Genomic DNA, 24,589 nt, shown 5'->3' with positions numbered 1-24,589 from the left:
GGGGCGCCCGGGACGCGCGGCTTCGGGGGCGCCCGGGACGCGCGGCTTCGGGGGCGCCATGCGGCTCAGGCCAGGCGGTCGTCCCGCGGAGGCGGCGGCGGGCGGGGCGGGGGGTTCCCGGCGGTCAGGTGCTCCAGCACCTGGACGAGTTCCTGACAGGCCCGTTCCACGGAGCGCCGGGTGTTGCGCTGCTCGGTGATGACCGCGGACAGCAGCAGCGCGGTCAGCGCCATGGAGCCGTTGAACGCCTGCAGCTTGATCATGACCGAGGTGTTGGACAGATCCACGAAGGGACCGGATCGGTCCGTGGCGGCGATGGTGGCCAGGACGGACGCGAAGAGGGCGCACAGCAGACTGCCGGCCAGCTCGAACCGCAGCGCGGCCCAGATCAGCACCGGGTAGACGAGGTAGAGCAGGCTGAGGGTGCTGTGGGTGGCGTACGGGACGACGACACAGACCGCGATCAGGAGGAGGACGGCCTCCTTCCACCGGGACAGGTCCAGCGGCCTGCGGAGGGTGTACGCCATCAGGACGACCGGGGTGACGATGAGGACGCCCATCGCGTCGCCCACCCACCAGGCCAGCCAGACCGGCCAGAAGTCGCCCGTGGCGAGTTTGCCGGTGGCGATGAGCAGGCCGACGCCCGTGCTCGCGCTGATCGTCATGCTGACGAGGGCGGCGAGGAAGACCAGAGCCAGCCCGTCGCGCAGCCGGCTGAGATCGTTCCGGAAGCGCACCTGGCGCAGCAGGAGATAGGCGCACAAGGGGGCGACCGTGTTGCCGGCGACGATGCCGGCCGCGGACGGCGTGATCGAGGTGAACGAGGAGAGGGACAGGACGACCAGGAGGGCGCCGAGGGCGATCCCGAGCCAGGCGCGGATGCCGAGGATCAGCAGGGCGGCGACGGCCAGTCCGGTGGGCGGCCAGATGGGGGTGAACACGGCGCCCTCGACCGAGAGCCGTCGCACGAGTCCGAGCCGTCCCGCTCCGTAGTAGCAGGCGGCGATCGCCAGCGTCTGGAGCGCCAGGACGGCCGGCCTGCGCAGCTCGTGTGTACCCACCACACGAGCCATCAGACACCGCCGCCGCGCACTGTGCGAGGCGAGCGGCGCATCGGCGCTATGCGCGCACGGCGCGCCCGTCGTGTCCGACGACGAGGACGGCCGCGTCGTCCTCGTGTCCCACGCGTTCGGCTCCCTTGATGACGGCGGCGGCCAGCGAACCGGCCGACAGGCCCGCCACGGCGGCGACGCCCGCGAGCCGTACGACCTGGTCGAGTCCCTCGTCGACGCTCATCGACGGTCCTTCGACCACACCGTCGGTGAGCAGCACGAAGACGCCGCCGGTGGTGAGCCGGTGCCGGGTCACCGGGTACCGCATGCCCGAGGCGATACCGAGCGGGGGGCCTCCCTCGTCCTCGGTGATGCCGGACTTTCCGTCCGCCGTGGCCCAGACGCACGGTATGTGTCCGGCCCGCGCGCTCTCCAGCAGTCCGGTGGCGGGGTCGAGCCGCATGAAGGTGCAGGTAGCGAAGAGGTCGGCGCCCAGGGACAGGATGAGTTCGTTGGTCCGGGCGAGCAGTTCTCCGGGCTGGCCGGTCACCGAGGCGAGGGCCCGCAGGCCGACCCTCACCTGGCCCATGAACGCCGCGGCCTCGATGTTGTGCCCCTGCACGTCGCCTATGGACAGCCCGATCCGGCCGTCGGGCAGCATGAAGGCGTCGTACCAGTCGCCGCCCACGTTGAGGCCGTAGCAGGCGGGCGCGTACTCGACGGCCAGGTCGAATCCGGGGGCGGAGGGCATGTCTCCCGGGAGCATGCCGCGTTGCAGCGCGATGGCCAGCTCCACCTGAGAGCGCTGGAACTCCGCGCGTTCACGCGCCTGAGCGGTCAGCGACCCGAGCCTGGCCAGCAGCTCGTCGTCGTCGCCCGTCGCGGCCTTGCGGGACATCGACCACCCCGGGAGGAGAAACGCAGCATGAAGCACGGGATAAAACGCTTCTATCGGATGATAACGACCCGAGGGGCCGGACCCGACATCGGCGGCTCCCGGGCCTCGCTCAGCCGGAGGCCGCCGGGCTCAGCCGGAGGCCGCCGGATTCAGACGCGGGAAGAGCCGCTGGGCGTTTCGGGTGGTCAGGGCGTGCCAGGTGTCCCCCGGGGGCTGCGCGGCCGCCGTCAGGGAGGCGACCTGCGCGTCCACGCCGAACGCCGGGGTCCAGCAGTAGTCGCTGCCGTACAGCACGCGCTCGCTGCCGAAGGCCGCCGTCAGGGCCGGGGCCTGGTGGGGGAAGGGGGTGCCCGCCAGGTCGTACCAGAGGCGTCCGAGCTGGTCGGGGACGGGCTCGGAGTCGGTGGCGCCGGAGGGGAGCATGGTGCGGAACAGTTCCATGCGCTGGGCCAGCAGCGGCAGGGCGCCGCCGCCGTGGGTGATGATCCAGGGGATGTTCGGATACCTCGCGAGGACGCCGGCGAACAGCAGGTCGCTCACGGTGCGGGTGGAGTCGAAGACGAACTCCAGCATCGGGCGGGGCCGGCCGAGCGCCAGTTCCTCGGCGTGCGGCGGTGAGGTGGGGTGGACGAAGACGGGGGTGCGCCGGCGGTCGAGTTCGGCCCACAGCGGCTCGTAGCGCTCGTCGCCCAGGTAGACGCCGTGGGCGTTGGTCTCCACCGTGACGCCGTCGGCGCCCAGGTCGTCCATGGCGTGGGCCAGCTCTTCGAGGGCGCCCGGCACGTCGGGCAGCGGCAGCGAGGCGAAGTGTCCGAAGCGGTCCGGGTGCCGCTGCCGGATCGCGGCGCCCGCGTCGTTGACGTGCCGGCTCAGGGCACGCGCGGCGGCGTCGTCACCGAAGTGGGTGCCGGGCGAGGAGATCGACAGAAGCGAGGTCCCGATGCCCCACCGGTCCATCAGCCGGAGGTGTTCCTCCGCGCTCCAGTCGGGCCACCCCGGCATCCCGTCGGGACGCAGATGCCCGGCGGCCCGGGCGGCGCCGGCGTACTCGGGCGTGAGGAAGTGGGAGTGAGCGTCTACGAGCGGGGGTGCGGTGTCGGGCATGACGGGGGTCCTTTCGGGGTGGGGGTGGGATGACGTGGTCGGGTCGGACGGTGGGGGGGGGCGGGGTGCGGTCACGGCGGCCGGGGGCCGTGCGCAGGGCAGCGGGCGGTGACGAGGCGTAGGGCAGGGGGCGGTGACGAGGCGTAGGGCAGGGGGCGGTGACGAGGCGGGGCCCGGTCACGCCTGGGCCGGGCCCCGCCCCGACCGGCGATGACGGGCCAAGTCCCTCTCGCGGGCCGGCGGCCGGCAGCTCCCCCTGACGGCCGCCTCCGGGGTCGGGCAGCTCACGCCCGGGCGGCGACGCGCTCCTTGAGCGCGTCCAGCTCCGCCGCGCCGTAGTGCTGCCCGGCGCGCACCACTCCGGCGATGCGGTGCAGATGCTCGACGCGCTCCACGGGGTCGGCGTCCAGGAGGACGAGGTCGGCGCGCCTGCCCGGCTCGACGGTGCCCATCGTGTCGGTGGCGTCGAGGAACTCCGCCGCGCGGAGCGTGGTCATCTGCAGGACGCGCAGCGGGGTGAGCCCGGCGCGGGCGAGTTCGTCGAACTCGTGGTGCAGGGAGGCGCCCGGGACGACCCACGCCGCTCCGGAGCAGTCGCTGCCGACGAGCATCGGGACCCCGGCGTCGTCGAACAGCTTGGTCAGCTCCAGTTGGCGCCGGTAGACCGCGCGGAACGTCTCACGGGCCTCGGCCGGGAAGGCGGTGAACTTCCTGGCCGCCGCCTTCCAGCTCCGGACCGTCGCCTCGCCCATGTACCGCAGGTCGGGGTCGTTCGCGAACGCCGGGTCGTCGCACAGCTCCTGGGTCTTGACCCGGATGAGGGTCGGCACCTGCCAGGTACCGTCGGCGACGAACCGTTCGGCCAGCTCGGCGGCCAGGTCGTCGTCGAAGGTGCGCACGGCGAGCCGCAGGTTCTCGATGTCCGCCGGCTTGGTGCGGTTGATCGGGTTGATGACGAGCTTCTTGACGACGCGTTCCATCACCCGCTCCATGAACGGGAGTTTGAAGGGCGGCACCTTCATCGCGGGCTGTCCGGCGGCGTTCGCGTGCACATGGGCGCCGTCCGTCGAGCAGCAGGCGAACAGGCCGACGCCCGGGCCGAGATGCTCGATGGACTTCATGCCGATCCGGGACGCCTTCGGTACGTCGATCCCGACGGGCAGGTGTCCGACGATGGGCAGTCCCAGGCGCAGCGCCTCGGCCTGGGCGGCGAAGAACACCTCGGGGGTGACCATGGCCGCCTTGATGAAGTCGGCGCCGGCCGCGTGCTGTTCGCGTACCGCGGCCACGGCCTGTTCGCCGGTGGCGGCGTTGACCGGGGTCAGCAGCAACGGGCCGGGCAGCGCGAGGAGTTCGGGCGAGGCGGCCGGGAGGCCGAGGGTTCCGGAGGCGCGCTTCTCCAGCAGGGCGAGCGAGCCCGACATCTGGCGGAAGCCTGTGACGCCGTGGGCCAGCAGGAGTTCCAGGTCGCGGGCTTCCTCTTCGGGGCGCTGGCCCAGGGGGTGGGCGTGCATGTCGGCGTAACCGGGGACGACGTACTTCCCACGGGCGTCCACCGTGAAGGGTTCGGGCCCGTCGGTGACGACGATGCCGGGGCGCACGTCGACGATCCGGTCCGCGCGGATCAGCACGTCGGTGCCGGGCGCGAGCGTGCCGTCCCGGGTGTCGACGACCGTCGCGTTCTTCAGCAGGACGGCGGTGTCCCGCCCGGCGGCAGCCTGGCCCGTCACGGGTGGCGGTGGGGTCATGTCGGGTGCTCCCTCACTGGTGTGTGGCGTGGCCTCGGCCTGCGGCCGTGTTGACGTCCGGCCGGTTCCACGTTAGGCAGGTGTTCCGGCGAATGGCAGGACACATGCCATTGAATGGAACGGAGATGCCGTGCCGACAGCGGATCACTCCCCCGGCCTCCCGGCGCATGCCGGCGAGCACTCGACGGCGCGGGCCAAGCCGCCCGCGGACGGGCCCTCGGAGAGCGGGCTCCCGGCGAGCGGTGGGCCGGCACGTAGTGAACCGGCGAGCGGTGGACCGGCGCGTAGTGAACAGGCGAGCGGTGGACCGGCACGTAGTGAACCGGCGAGCGGTGGACCGGCGCGTGGGCGCAAGCCGCCGGTCGGTGAGGCGGTCGTGGACCGGGCGTTCACGCTGCTGCGCTCGTTCGACGCCGAGCACCGTGCCCAGCCGCTGGCCGAACTCGCCCGGCGGACCGGGACACCGCGCAGCAGCGCCCTGCGCATGGCCCGCAGACTGGTCGAGGCCGGCGCGCTGGAGCGTCTTGACGACGGCCGGTACGTCATCGGGCTGCGGCTGCTGGAGATCGCCTCGCTCGCTCCGCGCGGGCACGGACTGCGGGCGGTGGCCATGCCGTTCATGGAGGACCTGTTCCACGTGACCGGCCAGCATGTGCTGCTGGCCGTGCGCGAGGGGACGGAGGCCCTTCTCGTGGAGCGGCTCTCCGCCCATGACGCGGGCCCGGTCCGTTTCCGGGTGGGCGGACGGATGCCGCTGGCCACCACGGGCGTCGGCCTGGTCCTGCTGGCACACGCGCCCGCCGAAGTGCGGGAGGCGGTGATCGGGGGCTTCGAGGGCGGCGGCGGGGACGACGTCGTGCGGACACCGGCCGAACTGCGCAGGGCGCTCGCCGAGGTCCGGCGGGGTGACTACGCCGTCGGCGTTCAGAGCGAGCCCCGGCCGTTGCTGACGGTGGCGGCGCCGGTCCGGGACGCCGAGGGGGTGGTCGCGGCGCTGTCGGTGGTGGTACCGGGCACCAGCCCCGGCGCCGCCTCGTACGTCCCCGCCGTACGCACCACGGCCCGGGCGGTCTCACGCCAACTCGCCTCCGAACGCCGAGCCGACCCCTGACTCCCGGTCGCGGTACGGCGCCGGCCGTCGATTGTTCACCACCCTCATGCGCGTCCCCTCGACTCCGCGCCCCCTCGGCTCCGTCGCTCGAAGGACGCCGAGCGGGCCTCCCGGCTGCTCCGCGAACACATCGACCGCACCTCCGCCGCCCTGCGGTCCGTCGCCCGGAACACGAGCGAACCCGCCGGATGATCCGCGCCCGACCCCATAGGGTCGGGTCCATGAGTGACAACGATCAGCGGCTCGTCACCGTCGAACGGACCGGGGCCGGACAGTTCACCGCGACGAACACGCGCGGCGGGACCATCTCGTTCGGCACCGGCGCCGAAGGCGACGACACGTTCACGCCCGTCGAACTGCTGCTCGCCGCCCTCGGCGGCTGCACCGCGGTGGACGTCGACGTGGCGACCACCCGGCACGCGGAACCCGAACAGTTCACCGTCACCGTGACCGGCAACAAGGTCGGCGACGAACTGGGCAACCGGCTGACCGACCTCGCGGTCGCCTTCGCCGTGGCGTTCGCCGACGGCGAGTCGGCCGAGCGCGCCCGGGCCATCCTCCCCCGCGCGGTCCGGACCTCGCACGACAGGCTCTGCACGGTCAGCCGCACGGTCGAGATCGGCACTCCCGTCACGGCCACGGTCACGGACGTCTGACCTGGCGGGGGCGGCCGGCGGGCCGTGAGGTGAGGCCTGGGAGACGATCGCGCGACGGGGGTGGAGTGAAGCGTGGTTTTCGGGGCAGACGCCCGTACGTCGGAGTGGGCGGACGGGGATGGAACGTATGGGCCGATCGGTGAGTGAAGCGGAACAGCGGAAACAACGGGGTGCGCTGATCGAGGCGTCCGTCGCGTACGACGGGGACTCCGCGTGCATAGCCGAGGCGCGGGCCTTCGCCCGTGACTTCCTGACGGAGGTGCAGGCGGTCGCCGGACTGCCCGTCTCGGGACGGGTGATGGGCATGGTGCCCCTGGTCGTCAGCGAGCTGGTGACCAACGCGGTCAAGTACGCGGGCGGCCCCTGTCTGCTGTCCCTGTCGGTGGACGAGGGCGCGGTACGGGCGACGGTGTGGGACTCCGATCCGACGCTCCCGGTGGCCCGCGCCGCCGACGTGGGCCGGGTCGGACAGCACGGCCTGGAGATCGTGATGGGCGTGTGCCAGGCCTTCGAGGTGCATCGCGAGCCGGTCGGCAAGCGCATCACCGCGGTCGTCGTCCTGGCCGACGTCCCCGACAGCGACGTGGCGCAGACCATCGCCTGAGTCCTGGCCTCCACCCCTGGCCCGTGCGCTCCCGGCGGCCCGTGACAACATCGTGTCGCGACTCCGGCCGCGTCATGCGGGAGAATACGAGTTCGAACGTCTCTCTCAGGCGAGAAAACAGGGGGTTTCCACGTGCGGCAGGCAGGTGTTCTCGACGTCGGGTGTCACAGCGCGTTGCTGACTGTCGCGCGCCGGCGCGGCGGAACCGACATGGAACCGGTGCTGTCCCGCAAGGTCCGGCTCCAGTTGCACGAGACGCTCGACGCCAACGGCCGCCTGGACAAGGCGGGCGTGCGCAGCGTCCAGCTCGCCGTCGCCGAAACGCTCGCCGAGGACGGGGAGAGCCTGCCTGACGTGTACGCGTTCGCCACCTCCGTGATCCGTGACGCGCCCAACCGCGACGAGGTCCTCGCCCAGGTGGCACGTGCCACCGGCACCCGCCTGCGCGTACTGTCCGGCGAGGAGGAGGCCCGCCTCGCCTATGTCGCCGCCCGTCACTGGGCCGGTGAACAGCCCGGCTCGCTGCTGGTCCTCGACATCGGCGGCGGCACGGTGGAGATCGCGTCCGGCACCGCGAGACAGCCGCGCACCACGGTGTCGCTCCCGCTGGGAGCCCGGACCGTCACCCGCGAGTGGAAGCTCGGCGAGGCCGTGTCCTCGAAGCGGCGGCTGGCGGAGGTGCGCGACCACCTGGGCGACCGCCTGGCCCAGGTGACCGACCTCCCGCAGGCAGACCCGGACGGCCGGGTCCTCGCCTGCTCCAAGACGTTCACCCAGCTCGCCCGTTACGCCGGTGCCGGGCGCCCCCGGCCGCTCGCCCAGCAGCGGCTGACCATCGAGGAAGTACGGGCCGCGGTGCGCGTTCTGGCCAAGCAGGGCTCGGCCGGCCGGAGCAGGCTGCCCGGCATCTCGCGGCACCGGGCCGGACAGTCCCTCGCCGGTGCCCTGGTCGCCGAGGCCCTGATGGACGCCTGCCGGGCCACGACCGTGGAGATCTCTCCCTGGTCCACCCGCGAGGGACTCCTCCTGGAACGCCTGGGGGCCCTGCGCGGCAAGGGTTCCGCCCGCCGCTGACCGGGGGGGCTGCCCGGTGTGACCGCCCGGCGAGCGGGACCCCTGAGCGCCAGTCCCGCCCGGCGAGCGGAGTGGAGCGCCGCGCGCTGGTCCGTTCGCCGGGCGGGCCGTTCGTCCGCCGCCGGTGTCAACCCGTCGGCGGTGTCAACCCGTCGGGGGCGTACGGCCGTGAGCCGGTCAGCGCGCCGCGCGGTCGGTGCTCACCTTCGCCGCTGCGGGCGGCGCGAGGCGGCGGGCCGTGCGGTCGGCGGTGAGGGTGACGAGCAGCGCGACGAGCGCGGCCAGGGCCGTGCCCGCCGAGGCGACCCCGGCCGCCCAGGGCGGTGCGACCGCGATGTGCGACGCCTGGGACAGGGACGTCGAGTGGAGCCGCCCCTCCAGGAGGCCGAGAGCGGCGAGGGCCGACGGGAGAAGGACGGCGGCGACGAGCAGCGGCACCGCGCCGCGCAGCAGCAGGGCCGCCGCGAGCAGCAGGCACAGCCCGAACACCGCCAGACCGAAGGCCTGAACAGGCGGCGTGGCGCCGTCGTGCCGCAGCGGTAGGTACATCGCGCCGCACACGACGACGGCGACGGCCACCAGCCGGCGGAGCCAGTCCGGGGGCGCGGCCGTCCTCACCGGGTCTCGCCCGCCGCGCGTCCGTGGCGCGCGTCCGGCACGCTCTCGGAACACGGCGTCGTCCTCTCCGGAGGCGGGCCGGGATGGCGGACCGGCGTTCTCCCGGGCCGGCACGGAAGCGGACGGTGCGAAGGCGGACGGCGAGGACGGACCCGGGGCGGCGGACGTCGCAGCCGCGGCGGGGTGGTCGTGCCCGGGGTCGGTCGCGGCCGACGCGTCCCGCCGGGCGCGCTCGTCGGACAACCGGCCGATGAGTTCCACGAGTTCCTCGACGGGACGGCGGGCGGCGACGGCGCGTACCGCTTCCTCCGCGCAGTGGGACTCGACCGACGGCCGGTGCAGCAGCGCCATCAGGCGGCTGACGTCCTCGACGGGGCGGGACTCGGCCGCCGAGCGGATCACCTCGTCCGCGCTGTCGGGGTTGCGGGGCGGGCTGGCCAGTTCGGCCACGAGCCGCCCGACGTCGTCCACGGGGCGGTCCACGCCGACGGCTCTGAGCGCGTCGACGGCGGCGCGGGCGTGGTCCGGTGACTGTTCCAGCAGCGTGATGAGCTGGATGACCTCTTCCAGGGGCCGATCGGCGACCGCCGCGTGCACCAGGCCCTCGAACGGGTCGGGATGCCGCGGCTCGGGCGGGGTGTCGTGGGCGTCCAGGGATATGCCGGAACGGTCCGAGGCGGGAGAGGAAAGGGGGGTACTCATGTTCTTTGCTCCAAGTACTGGCTGCGGCCGCGCAGGCGACGCACGGTGCGACCGCTCTCCGGTCCCCGATTCCGTTCGCGGCCCGCTGACCATTACTAGGGGCGCCGCCGGACGGCCGCCACTCGGACGGGGCATCGGTGTGAAGCCCCGCTCCCCCGGCCGGCCGTACCGCCGAGGAGTCCGCCCGCGCGGGCCTCGCGTCCCCCGTGGACGCCTGTGACGTGCGGAGGACGGGAACAAACCCGGCTGTGCCGACGCTGATTGGAACAGCTGACGGGAACCGGTGGGCGCGGTTTCGCCTCGGGCGGTGGACCGGCCGACGGGACTGTTCGTGGAAAGGCGTGAGAGCGATGACGAGGTTCGGACAGGGTCGACCGGACGGGGCGGTGGCGGCCGACGCGCCGCTCGTGACATCCTGTGGCCGACGGATCGCCGTGAAGGAGCTGCGGCTGTTCTCCCCGGACCGGCCGGTCGGCCGCGTCACGCTGGACGTGGGACCCGACCGGGGCGACGAGCACGGGGCGTGGGCCTCCCTGACCCCGGCCGAGGCGCGTGAGCTGGCGCGCCGCCTGATCGCGCACGCGGCCCTGCTGGAGCCGGCCGGCCCGCCCGACCACGAGTCCGCGCGGGCCCACGACGCGACGCCCGGCACACTGGCGGACCGAGTGCCCTCCGGCCCGGGGCGGCTGGGCCGCCGTCCGTCCTGAGGGCGCGTACGACGTGCGGGTGCCGGGTCCCCCTCCGTGGAGGAGAACCCGGCACCCGCGTCCTGTCGGTGGGCGGTGCCGGCGGTCAGACCGCCGGCCCGGTCACCGTCAGGGGAACGACGTGATCTTCGAGGGAACGGTGTCCGTCCCCGAGGTGGGTGCGCCGGTGTTGTTGACGACGTGGGCGTACTGGCCCTTGCCGCCCAGGGAGATCACCAGGATGTCGTGCAGTTTGATCCCTGTCTTGACCGGCACCTGGAAGCCGTGCGCCTGCACGATCGACGGGTCCGAGGTGAAGTTGCAGTAACTTCCCAGGCCCCAGGCCTCGTGCACGTTGACGGAGTCGGCGACCTTGTAGGCCGCGTATCCGACGATGCCGTCGTGGGTGACGGCGGCGGCGTTCGGCACGTCGTACGCCTTCTCGTTCTGGAAGAAGATCGTGCGCCCGCGTTCGCCGTTCCACAGCACGTCGTACTTGTTGAAGTGCTCGACGAACAGGCCGGTGGTGAGGACGTCGTTGCCGTTGACCACGAGGCCGTAGTCGGCCCGGTTGGTCTCCCAGCCGACGCCTTCGCCGTGGTCGGCGCGCCACAGCCAGGTGTGGTCGACGACGACGTTGTTGCTGTTGACCACCACGGAGTTGGTGGCGAGGCCGGGGCCCGCGCCGCCGATGCGCACGAACACGTCCTGCATGGTGGTGGGGTTGGCCGAGTGATCGGCGGAGCTGCCGGCCGGGCCGATCTGGAGGAGCGTGTTGGAGTTGGAGCGGCCGGCGTCGATCAGGAAGCCGGCGAGCTTGACCCCGTCGACGTCGGCGACGTGCAGGGCGTCGACGCCGTTGTCCGGGATGATGGTCGCCAGACCGAGGCCGAGGACGACGGTGTTCGCCCGGGTCACGTTGATGGTCTGGTCGAGGTGGTAGACGCCCGGGGTGAAGAGCAGGTTGAGGCCCTGGGCGAGGGCGGTGTTGATGGTCGCCGCGGTCGCGCCGGGCTTGACCACGTAGAACTGGTCCAGCGGAATCGAGGAACCGGCCGTGTTGGGCCAGGAGACGCCGCGGGCGTTGGTGCGCTTGGCGGGCACGAACACCTTGTACGCGTTGCCGTCCAGGTAGAGGAAGGGCTTCTCGCGCGAGACGGGGGTGTTGTCCAGGGTGGTGTACGGGCCGGAGTCGAAGTTGGTGGCCGGGGCGCCCTGTACGCCGGAGAACGTCATGTTCCAGACGCCGTTGGTCCAGCCGCCGACGGAGCTGTCACGGGTGTACCACTGCTGCTGGGAGTACGGGCCGACCGTACCGTCGATCTTGGAGTCGGCGATGTAGCCGCCGGAGGCCCAGCCGTAGCCGTTCGGGGCGAGGTTGAGGCCGCCCTGCACGTGGATGCGGCGGAAGGGGGCGGCCTGGGCCACCGCCCAGCGGTCGGTGCCGTTGGAGGGGTTGATCGACAGGTTCTCCGCCGAACGCCAGAAGTTCTGGGTGGCGTTGCCGTTGAACCAGCCCGCGTCGACGGTGACGTCACCGTTGATGCGGACGTCGTCGGGGTTGAGGCCGAGGCCGGAGATCGAGGTGTAGAAGCCGACCTGGGCGTTGATCCCGCTGTAGGTGCCGGGCTTCAGCAGGAACTGGTAGCGGCCGGTGCCGAACTGGTTCGACTCCTGCTGGGCGAAGACCTGGTCGAACTTCGCCTGGAGGTTGGGCGTCGAGGGGTCGACGACGATCACGTTGGGGCCGAGGTCGCCGCCGCCCTGCACGGGCCCGGTGCCGCCGCCTGAACCGGTGTGGACGGCCACCTCCCAGAGCGAGTAGCCGTATCCGGTGCCACGGGTGGTCCCGTAGATCCGCACGTAGCGGCCCTGGCCGGAGACGTCGTAGGACGTCGAGCCCGCGGTGCCGTTGGTGACGGACTTGAGGGTGGTCCAGCTCTGGCCGTCCGCGGAGGCCTGGATCTGGAACGCCTTGCCGTACGCGGCCTCCCAGTTGAGGTCGACGCGGCACAGGGCCTTGGAGGAGCCGAGGTCGACCTGGACCCACTGCGGGTCGGAGGCCGCGCTGGACCAGCGGGTGGCGGTGTTGCCGTCGAACGCGGCCGACGCCGGGGTGCCGGCGTTCTCGGTAGAGGAGGCGCTCGCCGGCTTGCCCTGGGCGGCGTTGGCCGAGTCACAGCCCGCGGGCGGGGTGGTGGTGCCGCCGGTGCTGCCGAACACCTGGAACTCCCAGAGGGAGTAGCCGTACTGGGTGGCGCGGTGGACGCCGTACATGCGTACGTAGCGGCCCTGGCCGGAGACGTCGAGGGTGTCGATGCCGCCGTCGCCGCCGGTCACGCTCTTGATGTCGGTCCAGGTGTTCCCGTCCGGGGACGTCTGGATCTTGTAGTCGCTGCCGTACGCGGTCTCCCAGTTGAGGACGACCTTGCTGATGGTGGCCGAGGAGCCGAGGTCGACCTGGAGCCACTGGGTGTCCAGGGCGGCGGAGGACCAGCGGGTGGCGGTGTTGCCGTCGACGGCGTTGGCGGCGGGGGTGCCCGCGTTCTCGTCGGAGGACGACGTGGCCGTCTTGCCCTGGGACAGCGGCAGGTCGGCCGCGGCGGCCGGGCTTTGCAGGGGCAGGGTGACGAGCGCGGCCATTGCGGCGAGCGCGACACCCAAGGATCTGAGTTTCATGCCGTGACTCCATGCGGGTGGGGTGACGAGCGGAGCGGACGCACGGGATTCGGGCGCGGGAGCGAGCTCTGCCCCGTGCGACCCGTGAGTGTGAACCGGCCTCCATGCACGCTTAGTTCACGGTTTGATTTAAGTAATGAACCATTGGGGTGGCAAGAGTCGTGACGTGAGTTTCTTCAACTTCCTTTCACGGGCGCGGGGGCGGCGCGCCGCCGCGAACGGCATGACCTGGACGGAGAGGCCGGAAGTACACCGGCCGCGGGCCCGGTCCCGTCAAGGCTTGAAGGCGCGGCGGGCCAAAGGGGCGCGTTTCGAAGGTTGTTGACGTTCCGTCAGCAGCAGTCGTGGCCGGCCGGTCCGGCGGCCGGGGCTTCGGTATCGGTCGCGGGATCGGCGGCAATCAACCGAGGCCACAGAATGTCGTCCCCGCACCTGCGATAGCGCCTCAGCGCCGCAAACCACACGAAGGTCCACAGTGCCGCCCTCGCCCCGAGAAGGCACGTCAGGCCGGCGACCGTGATGAGCCAAGGGCTTCCACCTCCCCTGAGGGAAGAGCCAGCACCTGAGAAGGCCCGAAGCACAAGCTCCAGAAATGTGTTTTCTTGACCCGGCAGACCCCGGCGCGCCCGATCCACACGCCACCGATCGCCTCAGTCACGAGGTCCTTGCCCACTCCGGACCGGCACAGGCTACGGCGGCCGGGCCTCCGGGATTCTTCTGGCCACGAGATCCTCTTCCGCAACACGTACCACCGGATCGAGAAGCCCTCCGAATGCTCCTCCGCCTCAGCAATCGGGGCGGTGCAACGTGAACCTGGGCGACAGTCCGGCAGGACATCGGCACCATCGCACTCGAGCGTCGGCCGCGTCGAGTCCAGCCGGTGCGAGGCCGGTCGAGTGGCCCTTGCGCACGGTGAAGGCGGCGCGGAGACCGTGAACGGCCCCTGCCTTCCGGTGCATCCGCGAGCGCCCGCCGGTACCCACTTCACGGAGGACTGGACCCCTCTCCCTTTCGGCGCGGCCCGAGTGAACCTCGACGCATCGCCGCACGTAGTGCAGGCACTTCCTGCCTCCCGAACCTTGGAAGGTGACGTGCCCAGGCTTGAGGGGACCGGTCATGGTCCGGTCGGAGCAGTGGCGGATTGGCTACGGGCCAACGGCATCGACCCGATCGATGTGCCTGTCGACTCGCGGATCAGCATCGAGCCGGGTGTCTCTGCGGATGACCGCCGTATCCGGTACACCGACCTGCTCCGCAATGAACTGGGCCACCTCCGCCACGATCCGGCGACCGACCGCGGGTGCCGGTCGCCGTCGCCGACTGCTCTCGGCAGATCGGCTAGTGACCACGCCGACGCGTCCGCGGTGTGATCTGCGGCATGCGGAGCCGGAATCAGAGCCGGTGTTCGGGCGCCGGCCGCTCCACGATCACCCGGCCCCCCAAGGAGTCGCGGACCCGCCGAGTGAAAGCGTGCGGCACCTGGACCCTTCTGGTCCGCGCCCTCGGATGCCGGCGGACGCCATCGATCACGCGGCACCAAGGGCGTCGAGGACGACGTGTGTCCGTTTGTGTCGATGACGGGCGGCGCCCAGCGGTGTGATCTTCGTGAGGGTGGTCTGCGTGGCGCAGTGACGGCCCGGCAGGGCGGTCACTGCTCAAGTCCGCAACCGCCCAGAAGAGTCTCTACCGGACCCGAACAGCGAGAACCTCCTGGTCATCACGAGTGGTCGCCCGACCGGCCCGTCCGAGGTCATCAATTGACTCGCTGTGACCGACACTTCAAAGAGGGAATCGTATTGACAATTTGCTATAGCAGGATGCATCGTCTTCCTCGTGCTCGACGATGTATCGCATCCGCGAGGTGGCGCCCTGGAGTTCCGAGGCAATCGGATGCCTCAGGGCTTGCTTCGCGGCGGAGCTCCGCGGCTCGGCCGTAAGGCCGGGGGCGTTGCATCGTGACTGGCTCTGGGGTGGGGGTGGCTCCAGTCTGCCGTGAGGCTCGCAGCCGGGCAGGCCGCGCTCTCCCGGTGTCCACCCTCACACGCCTTCCCGGTTCAGCCCTAGGCCGCTGGCATGTGTGAGGTCTCCGCTCGATGCCAGGGTCGCCGACGTCTTCCGCGGCGCGGTCAATCCGGCGGACATCGACATCGACTACCGCTTCTACGGCACAGGCGGCGCCGTCCTGGCCGGCAACGCCCCCGACCCGCTTGACCCCTGCTCCCTAATCCGTTCCGAGAACGCGGGCCCCTTCACTCTCACGTTCGACTTCACGTGCCACGACCACGCGTCCTACGAGGACGTTGTCGTACGCCGGCCGGCAGTACGCCCCGCTCATGGACATGGAGGTCACTGCGGCATGACCAGTGCCGAACCCGGTTCCGCCGACAACTCCGGCCGAACCGCGCACCGGCGGTCGTCTCCACCCGAATTACCCGATACAGGCCCGACTACAGGAAGGAACATCTCTCATGATCATGGAACTTGCGATCGTGATGCCGGCCCGCAATGAGGAAGGCTGCATCAAAGAGACACTGACCGGTTGGCTGGGTGTCCTCAGTGAAGTGGGGCTCACCGCTGGGGATGCCGCTCAGGTGATTGTCATCGACGACGGCTCCACGGACCGTACGGCCGGGATCGTGGCGGAGCTGGCGGAGTCCGATCCCCGCATCCGACTCATACGACAGACCGGCATCGGGCACGGGCCGTCCGTGATGCACGGATACCGCCTCGCCCTCGATTCCGGCGCAAGTCATGTTTTCCAAGTCGACTCCGACAACGAATTCGATCCGCAGGAGTTCCCGAGACTCTGGCGGCATCGTGATCGCGCGCCGTTCGTCTTCGGGTGGCGGCTACAGCGCAGCACGCCACTCTACCGTCGCTTCATATCGCTGTCCCTGCGGGTTCTGCTACGGCTGGTCTTTCGCGTTCGCATCCCTGATGCCAACGTGCCCTACCGCCTGATGGACCGTCATTACCTGAATTTCGCGGTCAAGAACATCCCGGCGAACGTCTTCATTCCCAACGTCTTTATCGCGGTCCTCGCCCACACTCTACAAGTCCCGGTGGTGCACGTACCGGTCACCCACTGGAAGCGGACCACGGGAAAGGTGTCCATCGTCAGCTGGCGTCTGGTGCGTGCGTGCCTGCAGTGTCTCGGACAGCTACTCGCCTGGCGGCTGCGGTTCCGCAAAACGCAGCACATCTTCGCGGTCCACGGATCATATTTCGTCGGCCAGGCGCCGTGCGCGCACCACCCATACCGGCACGACATGGCGGCCTGAGAGTGTCCCGACTTCGCCTTCTCGGCTTCACCGTCACGCTCGCCCTGCTGATCTGGGTCACCTCACGTGTGGGCGTGGCGCTGCACGAGTCGTCCCACCTGCTGGTCGGCGGGCTGTTCGGCGCCGACCTCGCAGGGCTCCACGTGCCTCTTTTCGGCGACGGGTACGGCAACTTCTCCTTCGCCGAGGACACGGGCGCCACGCCCCGGTTCCTCGCTCTGATCGTCGGGCCGGTCTCACACATTCTCAGTGGTCTGACCGCCATGTTCCTCAGCAGGATTCCGTTCCGGTCGCGGTGGGTCCGGCTCGCACTGATCACATACGGAGCCGTGAATCTACTGGCCGGTCTGCAATATCTCGGCTCCGGACTGCACTACGGATACGGTGATCCGGCGGACTCACTGATCGCCTACCTTCCCCCATGCATGCCGAACCCGGTGAATGCTGGCACGGTCACGACGATTTCCGTCGTCGTGGTGACAAGTGCGATCGGGGTGGCCTCGTACTTCCTGACGCGTGATTACCTCGTCGTGCAGGAGCTCTGGTTTCCCGCCGGAAGCCCGCGCGCCCGGACCAGGATACTGCTGATGACCGCGGTGCCGGCCGTGATCGTCTTCGTGGGGGCGTTCATGCTGTCCGGCGGCGACTCTCCCACTTTCTATGCAGGCGGTGACTCCCGGTGGAATGTTCCCGCACGGGACCTGCAGATCGCCGACGGTGTCAAGGCAGACCAAAGGGCGCACCCTGACAGGGCTGTTTCGGACTCGTGCCGACGCGCTGCCAACGACTATGTGAACGTCTACATCGGCGACCGCGAGGCTGAGCAGCGTGAAGCGGTGGACAAGCTCCGGTCCCGTGGCGTGCCGCCCGACGCGGCAGGGAAGCTCCCCTTGCTCCCGGTCAGTGGCGCACTGCTGGGTCTCGGCGCATCCCTCGCGTTGACGCGCAGTGGCCGAGCCCGCGAAAAGCACGAGAAGGTGGAAACACATGCAAGCTGACGAGTGGAGTACACCTCTGGCCTGGAACCGGGTGCACAGGTTCCGGCAGCGTGTTCTGGCGGTGCCACGAGGACTGGAGGCCGTGCCGAAGGTCACTGGGTCCGTGCTGCCAAGAGGGTTTGGTCACTCCTACGGCGACAGCTGTCTGAATGCGGGCAACACGCTGCTCGACACACGGAGGCTGAACCGCATTCTGTCCTTCGACCCGCAGACGGGCGTCCTGCACTGTGAGGCGGGCGTGACGATCGACGCCGTCCAGAGATACGCCGCCCCATACGGCTGGCGACTGGCTGTCTCACCGAGCACCGGCCTCGCGTCGGTTGCCGGTTGCGTGGCCCATGACGTACACGGCAGGAACCACGTCATGGCCGGCTCGTTCGGCCATCACCTTCTCGCGGTCGAGCTGATGCGCAGCGACGGCTACCACGGCGTGTGCGGTCCTGGCGAGGACGAGCAGCTTTTCAGGGCGACGGTCGGCGGTATGGGACTTACCGGACTGATCACAACGGTGAAACTACAGCTGCGTCCGGTGAAGTCGTCATTCATAGACGTCGAGACGCACCAGCACACGGAACTGTCCGCTTTGATGGCGCACATCGAGGCCTCCGCAGACAGCCATGAGCACGCCACTGCCTGGCTCGACCTGACCAGCCGCCGGGCGTTCCGCGGGGTTCTCGAAATCGGCAACGACGCCGTCGGCGGAGGCTCCTTCTCCCCAAGCCGGTTCCGGCCTCGCATGCCCTTCGACCTGCCTCGGTGGTGCGTAGGACGACCTCACGCACAGGCGTTCAACGCGGCCTACTTCTGGCTTCAGGGGCGCAGGAGACCAGGCCGGGTCAGCTACCAGAAGTACCTGTACCAGATGGATTCGCTCGGCGACTGGAACCGGCTCCTCGGTCCCAAGGGCTTCTACCAGTACCACTTCCTCATCCCCGCGGCGGCGGTGAACGACGGGCTGCCCCGCCTGCTTGAGGCCGTGCGGCGCTCGGACAACGTCGTCGTACTCGCCATTCTCAAGCGGTACGGGCCGGCGCCGGCGCCGGGCATGATGTCGTTCCCGGTCCGGGGGCTGGGCGGGGCGTTCGACTTCGTCCATCGCGGCGAGCGCACCACACGTCTCTTCCGCGAGCTGGACGAATTGATGATCGAGCTGGGGGGTCGTGTCTACCTGGCCAAGGATTCGACGCTCAGCCCCGGCGCCTTCAGCTCGATGTATCCGCAGTGGACCGACTTCCGCGCATACGTGGACCCTGGTTTCTCGTCGTCTCTGTGGCGTCGGGTGACGGGCGAGGAACCGTGAACCGGGCCCTTGTCCGCCAGATGGCCCGGTTCGTTCTCGTCGGCGTGCTCTGTCTCTTGTTGCAGATCGTGTTGTACGCGCTGCTGCGCATTGGGCTGTCAGCGCTGACGGCGAACTTCGGTGCCCTGACGGTGTGCACGGTCGTCAACACCGAGGCGAACCGTCGCTTCACCTTCACGGCGGACCAGAACTCATTCGCCCGTACGCAGCTGCAGGGTCTGCTGGTCTTCGCCGCGTACTACCTGCTCACTTCGGGCGCCCTGCTCCTGCTCCAGGCCGTGGTAGCCACGCCGTCACGAAGGATGGAGCTCGCCGTGCTGGCCGTGTCGTCGGCCGTCGGCACAGTCGGCCGGTTCGTAGTGCTGCGGCTGTGGGTGTTCCGTCGCCGTGTCCTCACTTCGCGGTAATCCGTGTCTCAACCCAAGGAGAATGGACGAGTTGAAGGTCACCATCATCGGCAGCGGTCTCGCCGGAGCCACCGCAGCGGCAGCCCTGAACGAAGCCGGCGCAGACGTCCGGGTCATCGAGCAGAGGCCCGTGTGGGGAGGCCAGTTACGCACAGAAGCGGCCAACGGCATCCTCTATGAGCCGCACGGCGCGCACATACTGCACACCACCGACCCCCAGGTGTGGAAGTTCGTCACCGACCGGGTGGAGATGCTGCCTTACCGGCACCGGGTGATGACCGAAGTCGGCGACCGGCTGCTCTCCTGGCCACCGCAGGTCTCCGAACTCGAACAACTGCCACAATGGCCCCGTATCCGGCACGAGCTCAACCAGCGTCCGGAGCGGGCGCGCACCACGAACTTCGAGACATGGTGCGAGGACATCATGGGAGCGACGCTCTATTCACTGTTCATCAGGCCGTACACCATCAAGCAATGGGGGACGGATCCCACCCATCTCGCCGCGCAGTGGGCACCCAAGCGCATCGAGCTGCGCGACGACGGTTATCGGGACCTGTTCCGGGACACGTACCAAGGCTGGCCCCGCGGCGGCTACCTCAAGCTCATCGACGCACTGCTCGGTGGCGTGCAGGTCGAACTCGGCGCGGGGGTGACCGCGGAGTCCTTCGACGAGCACGTGCGGGGAGCGGACGCCCTCGTGCTCACCGCGCCGCTCGACGTCTTCTTCGGGAACGCCCTGGGTGAGCTGCCGTGGCGGGGCGTGCGCCTGGAGAACCACTTCATCCCCCATGTCGACCACGTGCTGTCCTGTGGGGTGGTCAACCATCCCGGGCTCGACCAGGCCTACACCCGGCGCATCGAAACCAAGTGGATGAGCGGCCAGACCGTGAAGGGCACGGTCGTCAGCTACGAATACCCCGGAGCTCCGGACCGCCACTATCCGGTCGACGACGTGGAGGGCAGGAACCGCCGCCTGGCCCATGACTACCGCACGTTGGTGACCAAGGAGTTCGGGCCGCACGTACACCTCGCCGGTCGGCTGGCGACATACACGTACATCGACATGGACCAGGCCATCCGTCAGGGTCTCAACACGGCGGCCCGCATCCTCAGGTGGAACGACGCGGCAGGGGCGTGACGGAGATGTTCGGGGACGCGCGTGCACCGATGAAGCCGGGGCTTTCCCCACCAAACCAACGGTCGAACCGCGCGCTCCGCGGGCGGTTCGGGCCCGTCGCGATCGAGGTGTGCTCCGGGGCGGTCGGCCCCGGAACACACCCGGCAGGGCCGACCTGCTCGGTGATGTATGCGCGGCCGATCGACCCCACCAGAGTGTTGCCGTCCCGGTCGGTCAGTTCGGCCCGCAACGAGACCGTGCCGGGCTGCCCCGGGTGGTCGGGCAGCAGATGCGTCCGGCCGACGGCCTCGCCCCCTCCACCCGGGGAAGTCGAGCAACGCCCGTCGGAGCGGGGGTGAAGCCGGCGGTGAGACGGGCGGAGTTGCGAGCCTCGGTACGGCGCTCAGGACGGGGCCCGCAACGCTTCGACGGGTTCCATCCGAGAAGCCCGCAGCGACGGGTATGCCCCCGCCAGCAGACCGACCAGTACACCAACGGCCTGAGCGCGAGCCGGCCGACCGGCCAGTACGGGAGTCCAGCCCTTCAGCAGCGATACGAACACCACGACGACCATCACGGTCATGAGGGTGATGTCAGCGATGTATACGCCGACGCCGAACGGATCGGAGTACGCCAGCAGAGGTCTCCGAACGCGACACCATTCCCTAACCCTCCATGCCGCCTTCCTCTGACTCTGGACCGCCTGGAAGGTCGCGTTAAGCGGCTCTTCGTGAGCGGTTCGGAACCATCCAACAGAACGTAAGAGTGGAAGTCATGAAAACTCGCATCATCTTGTCGAGTCTCGCCGCCTGCGCCGTACTCGTCCCGCTCTCGGCGTGCGACAGCGACAGCGCGGCGGAGCCTGACTCGGCCCGTGGGCGCGGTGGGACGTCGGCGGCCGGTGAGCCGGGTTCTCCCGCCGAGAGCCGGGCGAAGGGCTCGAAGGACCCCGATGACATCAACGGCGACGGGCACCGGGACCTCATGATTCCCGTCGCGGTGGGAGGGAAGTGGAAGGCTCCGGACGGCGACCAGCGGATCGCTGTGATCTACGGTTCCTCCAAGGGCCTCGTCCCCGCGACCCATACCGTGTACGGACGCCGCGACCTGGGACTTCCCGATCCACCCGCAGACCGGCCCGCCACCGACGCCGACAGTGTCAGCGCCGCCGACGTGGTCTCCGCCGATCTGGACGGTGACGGTTTCCCGGACTTCGTCACCGCCGTCGTGGGCGAGGACGTGGAGGTGAAGACGGGTGACGGACGCCTGGTCGTGTCGCGCACGATCCCTTACGTGACCTGGGGCGGACCCGCGGGACCCGGGACCGGGACCGAAGCGACACCTGTCCGGCTGCCGGGAGACGTCTCCACACTCGGCGTGCAAGGACCCGTCACCCGTGGAGACTTCGACGGGGACGGGCACCACGACATCGCGGCACTTGGCCATGAGTCCTCCCTCGTGGTCATGTACGGACCGTTCACCCGCTCCGGCGTCCCGGCCCGTACCGCGAAGGGCCCGGCAGGGAAGGGCGCGCTGGCCGCCGACGACATCGACCCGTCCGGCAAGGCGCGTGCGACCTCGCTCCTGCTGCGCGGCGAGAGCGACGGCGAGCAGTCGTCGAACACCCTCTTCGAGGCCGATCGGGGAACCGGTCTTTCCACGGACGGCAAGAAGCTGCGTGTCGGCAACGGCTACGCCTTCGGTGACTTCGACGGGGACGGCCGGCGTGATGTCGCCGTCGGCGACAGCGGCAGCCGCAACGACGAGCCCGGCGAGGGCAAGGAGAACCCCGAGGTCGAAGGCTCGCTCGCGGTGTATCCCGGCGATGGCGGCGAGTCCGTCAAGCAGCAGCTGCCCCGGGCGCCCAAGGACGGCGACGGGGTGGAACATTACGAAGGGCCCGGCGGGTTCATGGCCGCCGACCCCGACGGCGACGGTCGTGACGGCGTCCTGGTCGCCACGTACGAAGGTGCCACCTTGATCGACGGCGATCGCCGCCTCACCGTCGGGCGGACGGGTCCCACACAGGCGAAGAAGGGGAAGGACGCCTCGGAAGGGCAGCGCGCACGGCCCGTGGCCGCTGCCGACTTCGACGCGGACGGCAAGGACGAGATCGTCTTCGATTGGGGAGACGACGGCATGTTCGAGTCGTCGGGCGCGGGCCCGACGCACTGGTGGGTCACCGACGGTATGACTTCTATGGACAAAACGTCGTTCAAGACGACGGACTTCGTCCGGCGCAGTTCGTGACGCAGGTCGGCGGGATCCTGATGGCGTGATGTCCGCGGGGTCGTCACGCCCATGTCGGTCAACCGGAAGGCAGATCCGACGGGAGCCGGGTGAGCGGCCCTTCATCGTCGGGCATGCGGGGAGCGTCCCGCCGCCGAAACGGCGGGACGCCCGTGCCGGTCTTGGATCAGGGGGTGATCCGCCACTGCCGGAGGTAGCCGGTGTCGAGGGAGGCGAGGTCCCGGACGCGGAGCTTCCAGGTGCCGTCCACCGGCTGGGCCGAGGCGTCGACCGTGAAGGTCTGGTCCACGTTGTCGGCCGAGCCGCCGCTGCGGTTGAGCAGGGAGTACACGGTGCCGTCGGGCCCGACGAGGTCGACGGTCAGGTCACCCCGGTAGGTGTGCACGATGTCGACGTACACCTCCGTGGTGGCGGACGCGTTGCCGGGGCGGCCGGTGATGGTGATGGGTGACTCGACTGCCGGGCCCAGGTCGGGGATGTCGACGCGGGTGGCGTTGGCGTACACGTACGCGACCCGCCAGGCGAAGGTCACCGAGACGGTGGCGCCGGTGCTGTCGGTGACGGTGACGGTGGTGTCGCTGGTCCCGGTGCCGGTGGGGACCCCGGTGATCAGGCCGGTCTCGCCGATGCTCAGGCCGTCGGGCAGGCCGGTGGCGGAGTAGGCCAGGCTCGCGTCGGTGTTGGTGGTGTACGCGTCGACCTGGAGCGAGACGTCCTGGCCGACGCCGGAGGTCTGGTCGGGGATCGGGGCGATGTTGACGCCGAGGGCGATGCGGTCACCGACGTTGATGCCGGCCCAGGCGTCGGCGACGGCGAGGTAGGTGGGGCTGTAGGCGCCGAAGAGATCGGCGGCGGCCTGGAGGGTGGCGACGCGGGCGCCCGCGTAGTTCGTCGTGGACGTCATGTACGTGGTCAGCGCGCGGTACCAGACGCGCGAGGCGTTCTCGATGCCGATGCCGGTGACCGGCAGCCCGTCGTGGGTCGGACTGTCGTAGGCGACGCCGTTGACGGTCTTCGCGCCGCTGCCCTCGGAGAGCAGGTAGAAGAAGTGGTTCGCCGGCCCCGAGGAGTAGTGGACGTCGATGCCGCCGAGGGAGGAGTCCCAGTAGTCGCGGGAGGTGCCGTCCCGGGAGGGCTTGTCCATGTAGCGCAGCGGGGTGCCGTCGCCTCGGATGTCGATCTTCTCGCCGACGAGGTAGTCGGGGACGTCCGCCGCGAGGTTCGCGTGGAACTCGACGGCCGCGGCGAAGATGTCGGACGTCGCCTCGTTGAGGCCGCCGGACTCGCCCGAGTACGTCAGGTTGGCGGTGGCGCTGGTGACGCCGTGGCTCATCTCGTGGGCCGCCACGTCCAGGGCGGTCAGCGGATGGGCGTTGCCCGAGCCGTCGCCGTAGGTCATGCAGAAGCAGCTGTCGGACCAGAACGCGTTGACGTAGTTGTTGCCGTAGTGGGCCCGGCTGTACGCGGCGACCCCGTCGTCGCGGATGCCGTCGCGGCCGAACACGTCCTTGTAGTAGTCCCAGGTCGCGGCGGCGCCGAAGGCGACGTCGACGCCCGCGGTCTGCCGATCGCTCTGGGTGCCGTCGCCCCAGACATCGTTGTCGTCGGTGTAGAGCGTCCCGGTGCCGGTGGTCCCCTGGTTGAGGTCGTACGTGCGGTGTCCGGCCCGGTCGCCGTCGACGAGCTGGTACGCCGAACCGGCGGGCGTGGTGGAGAGCGGGACGGTGCCGCTGTACTGGCCGGTGCCCGTGCCGGTGTGGACGCCCTCGTACCGGGCGGCGACCTTGCCGGTGCCGGCGTCGGTGACGACGTGCAGTTCGCTGGGGGTGCCGTCGTGCTGGAAGCCCTCGACCACGGACTCCCAGGCCAGGACGGGCCGTCCCTCGGCGGCCCACACGACGAGCCGCGGTGCCCGGTCGAGGGCGGCCCGCTTAACGGCCGCCTTCCTGCCGATGGAGAGCGCCTTCGCCCGGGCGTCGGCGGCCGGCCTGCGGGGCGTGGTGCTCGGCACGGTGAGGGTGGCGCGGGTGGCCTTGGACACGGTGGTCCGGCCGTTCCTCAGATGGACGACCAGGTCACCGCCGAGCACCGGAAGTCCGCCGTACGTCCGCTCGTAGCGCGTGTGGGTCGTGCCGTCGGCGTCCTGGACGACGTCCTTGACGGCGAGCTTCTCGCGGGCGCCGAGGCCGAGTTTCCGCGCCGTGCCGGCCGCCTCGGCGGTGGCGGACCTGATGAGGGCCGTGCGGCGGGCGGGTGTCAGGGGCACCTGGGCGGCGGCGGCCCGGGGCTTGGCGGTGATCCGGC

Annotated in this window: 20 protein-coding genes; 13 read left to right on the top strand and 7 right to left on the bottom strand. The window is 70.3% G+C overall.

Going from position 1 to position 24,589, the window contains the following annotated elements; all coding sequences use genetic code 11:
- Positions 1–65: 65 nt before the first annotated feature.
- From AB0912_RS33905 to AB0912_RS33890, 4 genes are all read right to left on the bottom strand, one after another.
- Entirely contained in the window at positions 66–1,073 is a 1,008-nt protein-coding gene (locus AB0912_RS33905; protein WP_366706803.1) for an MASE1 domain-containing protein, read from the bottom strand.
- A 46-nt stretch (positions 1,074–1,119) separates the two neighbouring features.
- Positions 1,120–1,950 (bottom strand): PP2C family protein-serine/threonine phosphatase, encoded by an 831-nt coding sequence (locus tag AB0912_RS33900; protein ID WP_366706801.1) that lies wholly within the window; start codon positions 1,948–1,950, stop codon positions 1,120–1,122.
- Between the two features lie 129 nt (positions 1,951–2,079).
- Positions 2,080–3,054: an amidohydrolase family protein gene (locus AB0912_RS33895; protein ID WP_366706799.1), complete on the bottom strand. Its 975-nt coding sequence runs from the start codon at positions 3,052–3,054 to the stop codon at positions 2,080–2,082.
- Positions 3,055–3,338: 284 nt separating this feature from the next.
- Positions 3,339–4,802 carry an amidohydrolase family protein gene (locus AB0912_RS33890; protein ID WP_366706797.1) on the bottom strand — a complete coding sequence of 488 codons (1,464 nt, stop codon included), beginning with the start codon at positions 4,800–4,802 and terminating at the stop codon, positions 3,339–3,341.
- A gap of 376 nt (positions 4,803–5,178) precedes the next feature.
- On the opposite strand from AB0912_RS33890, the gene AB0912_RS33885 reads away from it, so the two are divergent.
- The 4 genes from AB0912_RS33885 (at position 5,179) to AB0912_RS33870 (ending at position 8,247) form a co-directional block, all read left to right on the top strand.
- Entirely contained in the window at positions 5,179–5,913 is a 735-nt protein-coding gene (locus tag AB0912_RS33885; RefSeq protein ID WP_366706795.1) for an IclR family transcriptional regulator, read from the top strand.
- A gap of 221 nt (positions 5,914–6,134) precedes the next feature.
- Positions 6,135–6,569, top strand: coding sequence for an OsmC family protein (locus AB0912_RS33880; protein ID WP_366706793.1), 435 nt, complete (start codon positions 6,135–6,137; stop codon positions 6,567–6,569).
- A 139-nt stretch (positions 6,570–6,708) separates the two neighbouring features.
- A complete protein-coding gene (locus tag AB0912_RS33875) occupies positions 6,709–7,173 on the top strand; it encodes an ATP-binding protein (RefSeq protein ID WP_366706791.1) in 465 nt (154 codons plus the stop codon).
- A 132-nt stretch (positions 7,174–7,305) separates the two neighbouring features.
- Positions 7,306–8,247 carry a hypothetical protein gene (locus AB0912_RS33870; RefSeq protein ID WP_366706789.1) on the top strand — a complete coding sequence of 314 codons (942 nt, stop codon included), beginning with the start codon at positions 7,306–7,308 and terminating at the stop codon, positions 8,245–8,247.
- Positions 8,248–8,424: 177 nt separating this feature from the next.
- Here the strand turns inward: AB0912_RS33870 and AB0912_RS33865 are convergent, their stop codons facing one another.
- Positions 8,425–9,567 carry a hypothetical protein gene (locus AB0912_RS33865; RefSeq protein WP_366706787.1) on the bottom strand — a complete coding sequence of 381 codons (1,143 nt, stop codon included), beginning with the start codon at positions 9,565–9,567 and terminating at the stop codon, positions 8,425–8,427.
- Positions 9,568–9,917: 350 nt separating this feature from the next.
- Here AB0912_RS33865 and AB0912_RS33860 point away from each other — a divergent pair, with 350 nt between their 5' ends.
- Complete coding sequence (locus tag AB0912_RS33860) at positions 9,918–10,274, top strand: hypothetical protein (RefSeq protein ID WP_366706785.1); 357 nt, start codon at positions 9,918–9,920, stop codon at positions 10,272–10,274.
- Positions 10,275–10,382: 108 nt separating this feature from the next.
- Here AB0912_RS33860 and AB0912_RS33855 read toward each other — a convergent pair whose 3' ends face one another.
- Positions 10,383–12,932 (bottom strand): discoidin domain-containing protein, encoded by a 2,550-nt coding sequence (locus AB0912_RS33855; RefSeq protein WP_366706783.1) that lies wholly within the window; start codon positions 12,930–12,932, stop codon positions 10,383–10,385.
- Between the two features lie 1,091 nt (positions 12,933–14,023).
- Here AB0912_RS33855 and AB0912_RS33850 point away from each other — a divergent pair.
- The 8 genes from AB0912_RS33850 (at position 14,024) to AB0912_RS33815 (ending at position 22,285) form a co-directional block, all read left to right on the top strand.
- Complete coding sequence (locus AB0912_RS33850; protein ID WP_366706782.1) at positions 14,024–14,302, top strand: hypothetical protein; 279 nt, start codon at positions 14,024–14,026, stop codon at positions 14,300–14,302.
- A gap of 707 nt (positions 14,303–15,009) precedes the next feature.
- Positions 15,010–15,441, top strand: coding sequence for a DUF4387 family protein (locus AB0912_RS33845; protein ID WP_366706780.1), 432 nt, complete (start codon positions 15,010–15,012; stop codon positions 15,439–15,441).
- Entirely contained in the window at positions 15,401–16,213 is an 813-nt protein-coding gene (locus AB0912_RS33840) for a glycosyltransferase family 2 protein (protein WP_366706778.1), read from the top strand. Before AB0912_RS33845 ends, AB0912_RS33840 begins: the two co-directional genes overlap by 41 nt.
- A gap of 2 nt (positions 16,214–16,215) precedes the next feature.
- Positions 16,216–17,211, top strand: a complete 996-nt coding sequence (locus AB0912_RS33835; protein WP_366706776.1) for a hypothetical protein — start codon at positions 16,216–16,218, stop codon at positions 17,209–17,211.
- A complete protein-coding gene (locus AB0912_RS33830; RefSeq protein WP_366706774.1) occupies positions 17,201–18,511 on the top strand; it encodes an FAD-binding oxidoreductase in 1,311 nt (436 codons plus the stop codon). The genes AB0912_RS33835 and AB0912_RS33830 overlap by 11 nt, the downstream gene beginning before the upstream one ends.
- Positions 18,508–18,918 carry a GtrA family protein gene (locus AB0912_RS33825; protein ID WP_366706772.1) on the top strand — a complete coding sequence of 137 codons (411 nt, stop codon included), beginning with the start codon at positions 18,508–18,510 and terminating at the stop codon, positions 18,916–18,918. The genes AB0912_RS33830 and AB0912_RS33825 overlap by 4 nt, the downstream gene beginning before the upstream one ends.
- Positions 18,919–18,940: 22 nt before the next feature.
- On the top strand, positions 18,941–20,056 hold the full coding sequence (locus tag AB0912_RS33820) for a UDP-galactopyranose mutase (RefSeq protein WP_366706770.1): 1,116 nt from the start codon (positions 18,941–18,943) through the stop codon (positions 20,054–20,056).
- A 753-nt stretch (positions 20,057–20,809) separates the two neighbouring features.
- Positions 20,810–22,285, top strand: a complete 1,476-nt coding sequence (locus AB0912_RS33815; protein ID WP_366706768.1) for a hypothetical protein — start codon at positions 20,810–20,812, stop codon at positions 22,283–22,285.
- A 166-nt stretch (positions 22,286–22,451) separates the two neighbouring features.
- On the opposite strand, the gene AB0912_RS33810 is transcribed toward AB0912_RS33815, so the two are convergent.
- Positions 22,452–24,589, bottom strand: a 2,138-nt coding sequence (locus AB0912_RS33810; RefSeq protein WP_366706766.1) for a M4 family metallopeptidase, incomplete at its 5' end; no start/stop codon positions are given.

This window comes from Streptomyces sp. NPDC007084 (assembly GCF_040703595.1).
Lineage (GTDB): Bacteria > Actinomycetota > Actinomycetes > Streptomycetales > Streptomycetaceae > Streptomyces.
This window is presented reverse-complemented; position numbering and strand designations above follow the sequence as displayed.

Excerpts from the sequence above, each read along its gene's own strand:
- AB0912_RS33815 (WP_366706768.1), top strand. The coding sequence starts at position 20,810 with ATGAAAACTCGCATCATCTTGTCGAGTCTCGCCGCCTGCGCCGTACTC.
- AB0912_RS33840 (WP_366706778.1), top strand. The coding sequence starts at position 15,401 with ATGATCATGGAACTTGCGATCGTGATGCCGGCCCGCAATGAGGAAGGC.
- AB0912_RS33860 (WP_366706785.1), top strand. The coding sequence starts at position 9,918 with ATGACGAGGTTCGGACAGGGTCGACCGGACGGGGCGGTGGCGGCCGAC.
- AB0912_RS33900 (WP_366706801.1), bottom strand. The coding sequence starts at position 1,950 with ATGTCCCGCAAGGCCGCGACGGGCGACGACGACGAGCTGCTGGCCAGG.
- AB0912_RS33890 (WP_366706797.1), bottom strand. The coding sequence starts at position 4,802 with ATGACCCCACCGCCACCCGTGACGGGCCAGGCTGCCGCCGGGCGGGAC.
- AB0912_RS33895 (WP_366706799.1), bottom strand. The coding sequence starts at position 3,054 with ATGCCCGACACCGCACCCCCGCTCGTAGACGCTCACTCCCACTTCCTC.
- AB0912_RS33855 (WP_366706783.1), bottom strand. The coding sequence starts at position 12,932 with ATGAAACTCAGATCCTTGGGTGTCGCGCTCGCCGCAATGGCCGCGCTC.
- AB0912_RS33905 (WP_366706803.1), bottom strand. The coding sequence starts at position 1,073 with ATGGCTCGTGTGGTGGGTACACACGAGCTGCGCAGGCCGGCCGTCCTG.
- AB0912_RS33820 (WP_366706770.1), top strand. The coding sequence starts at position 18,941 with ATGGACGAGTTGAAGGTCACCATCATCGGCAGCGGTCTCGCCGGAGCC.
- AB0912_RS33880 (WP_366706793.1), top strand. The coding sequence starts at position 6,135 with ATGAGTGACAACGATCAGCGGCTCGTCACCGTCGAACGGACCGGGGCC.
- AB0912_RS33865 (WP_366706787.1), bottom strand. The coding sequence starts at position 9,567 with ATGAGTACCCCCCTTTCCTCTCCCGCCTCGGACCGTTCCGGCATATCC.
- AB0912_RS33830 (WP_366706774.1), top strand. The coding sequence starts at position 17,201 with ATGCAAGCTGACGAGTGGAGTACACCTCTGGCCTGGAACCGGGTGCAC.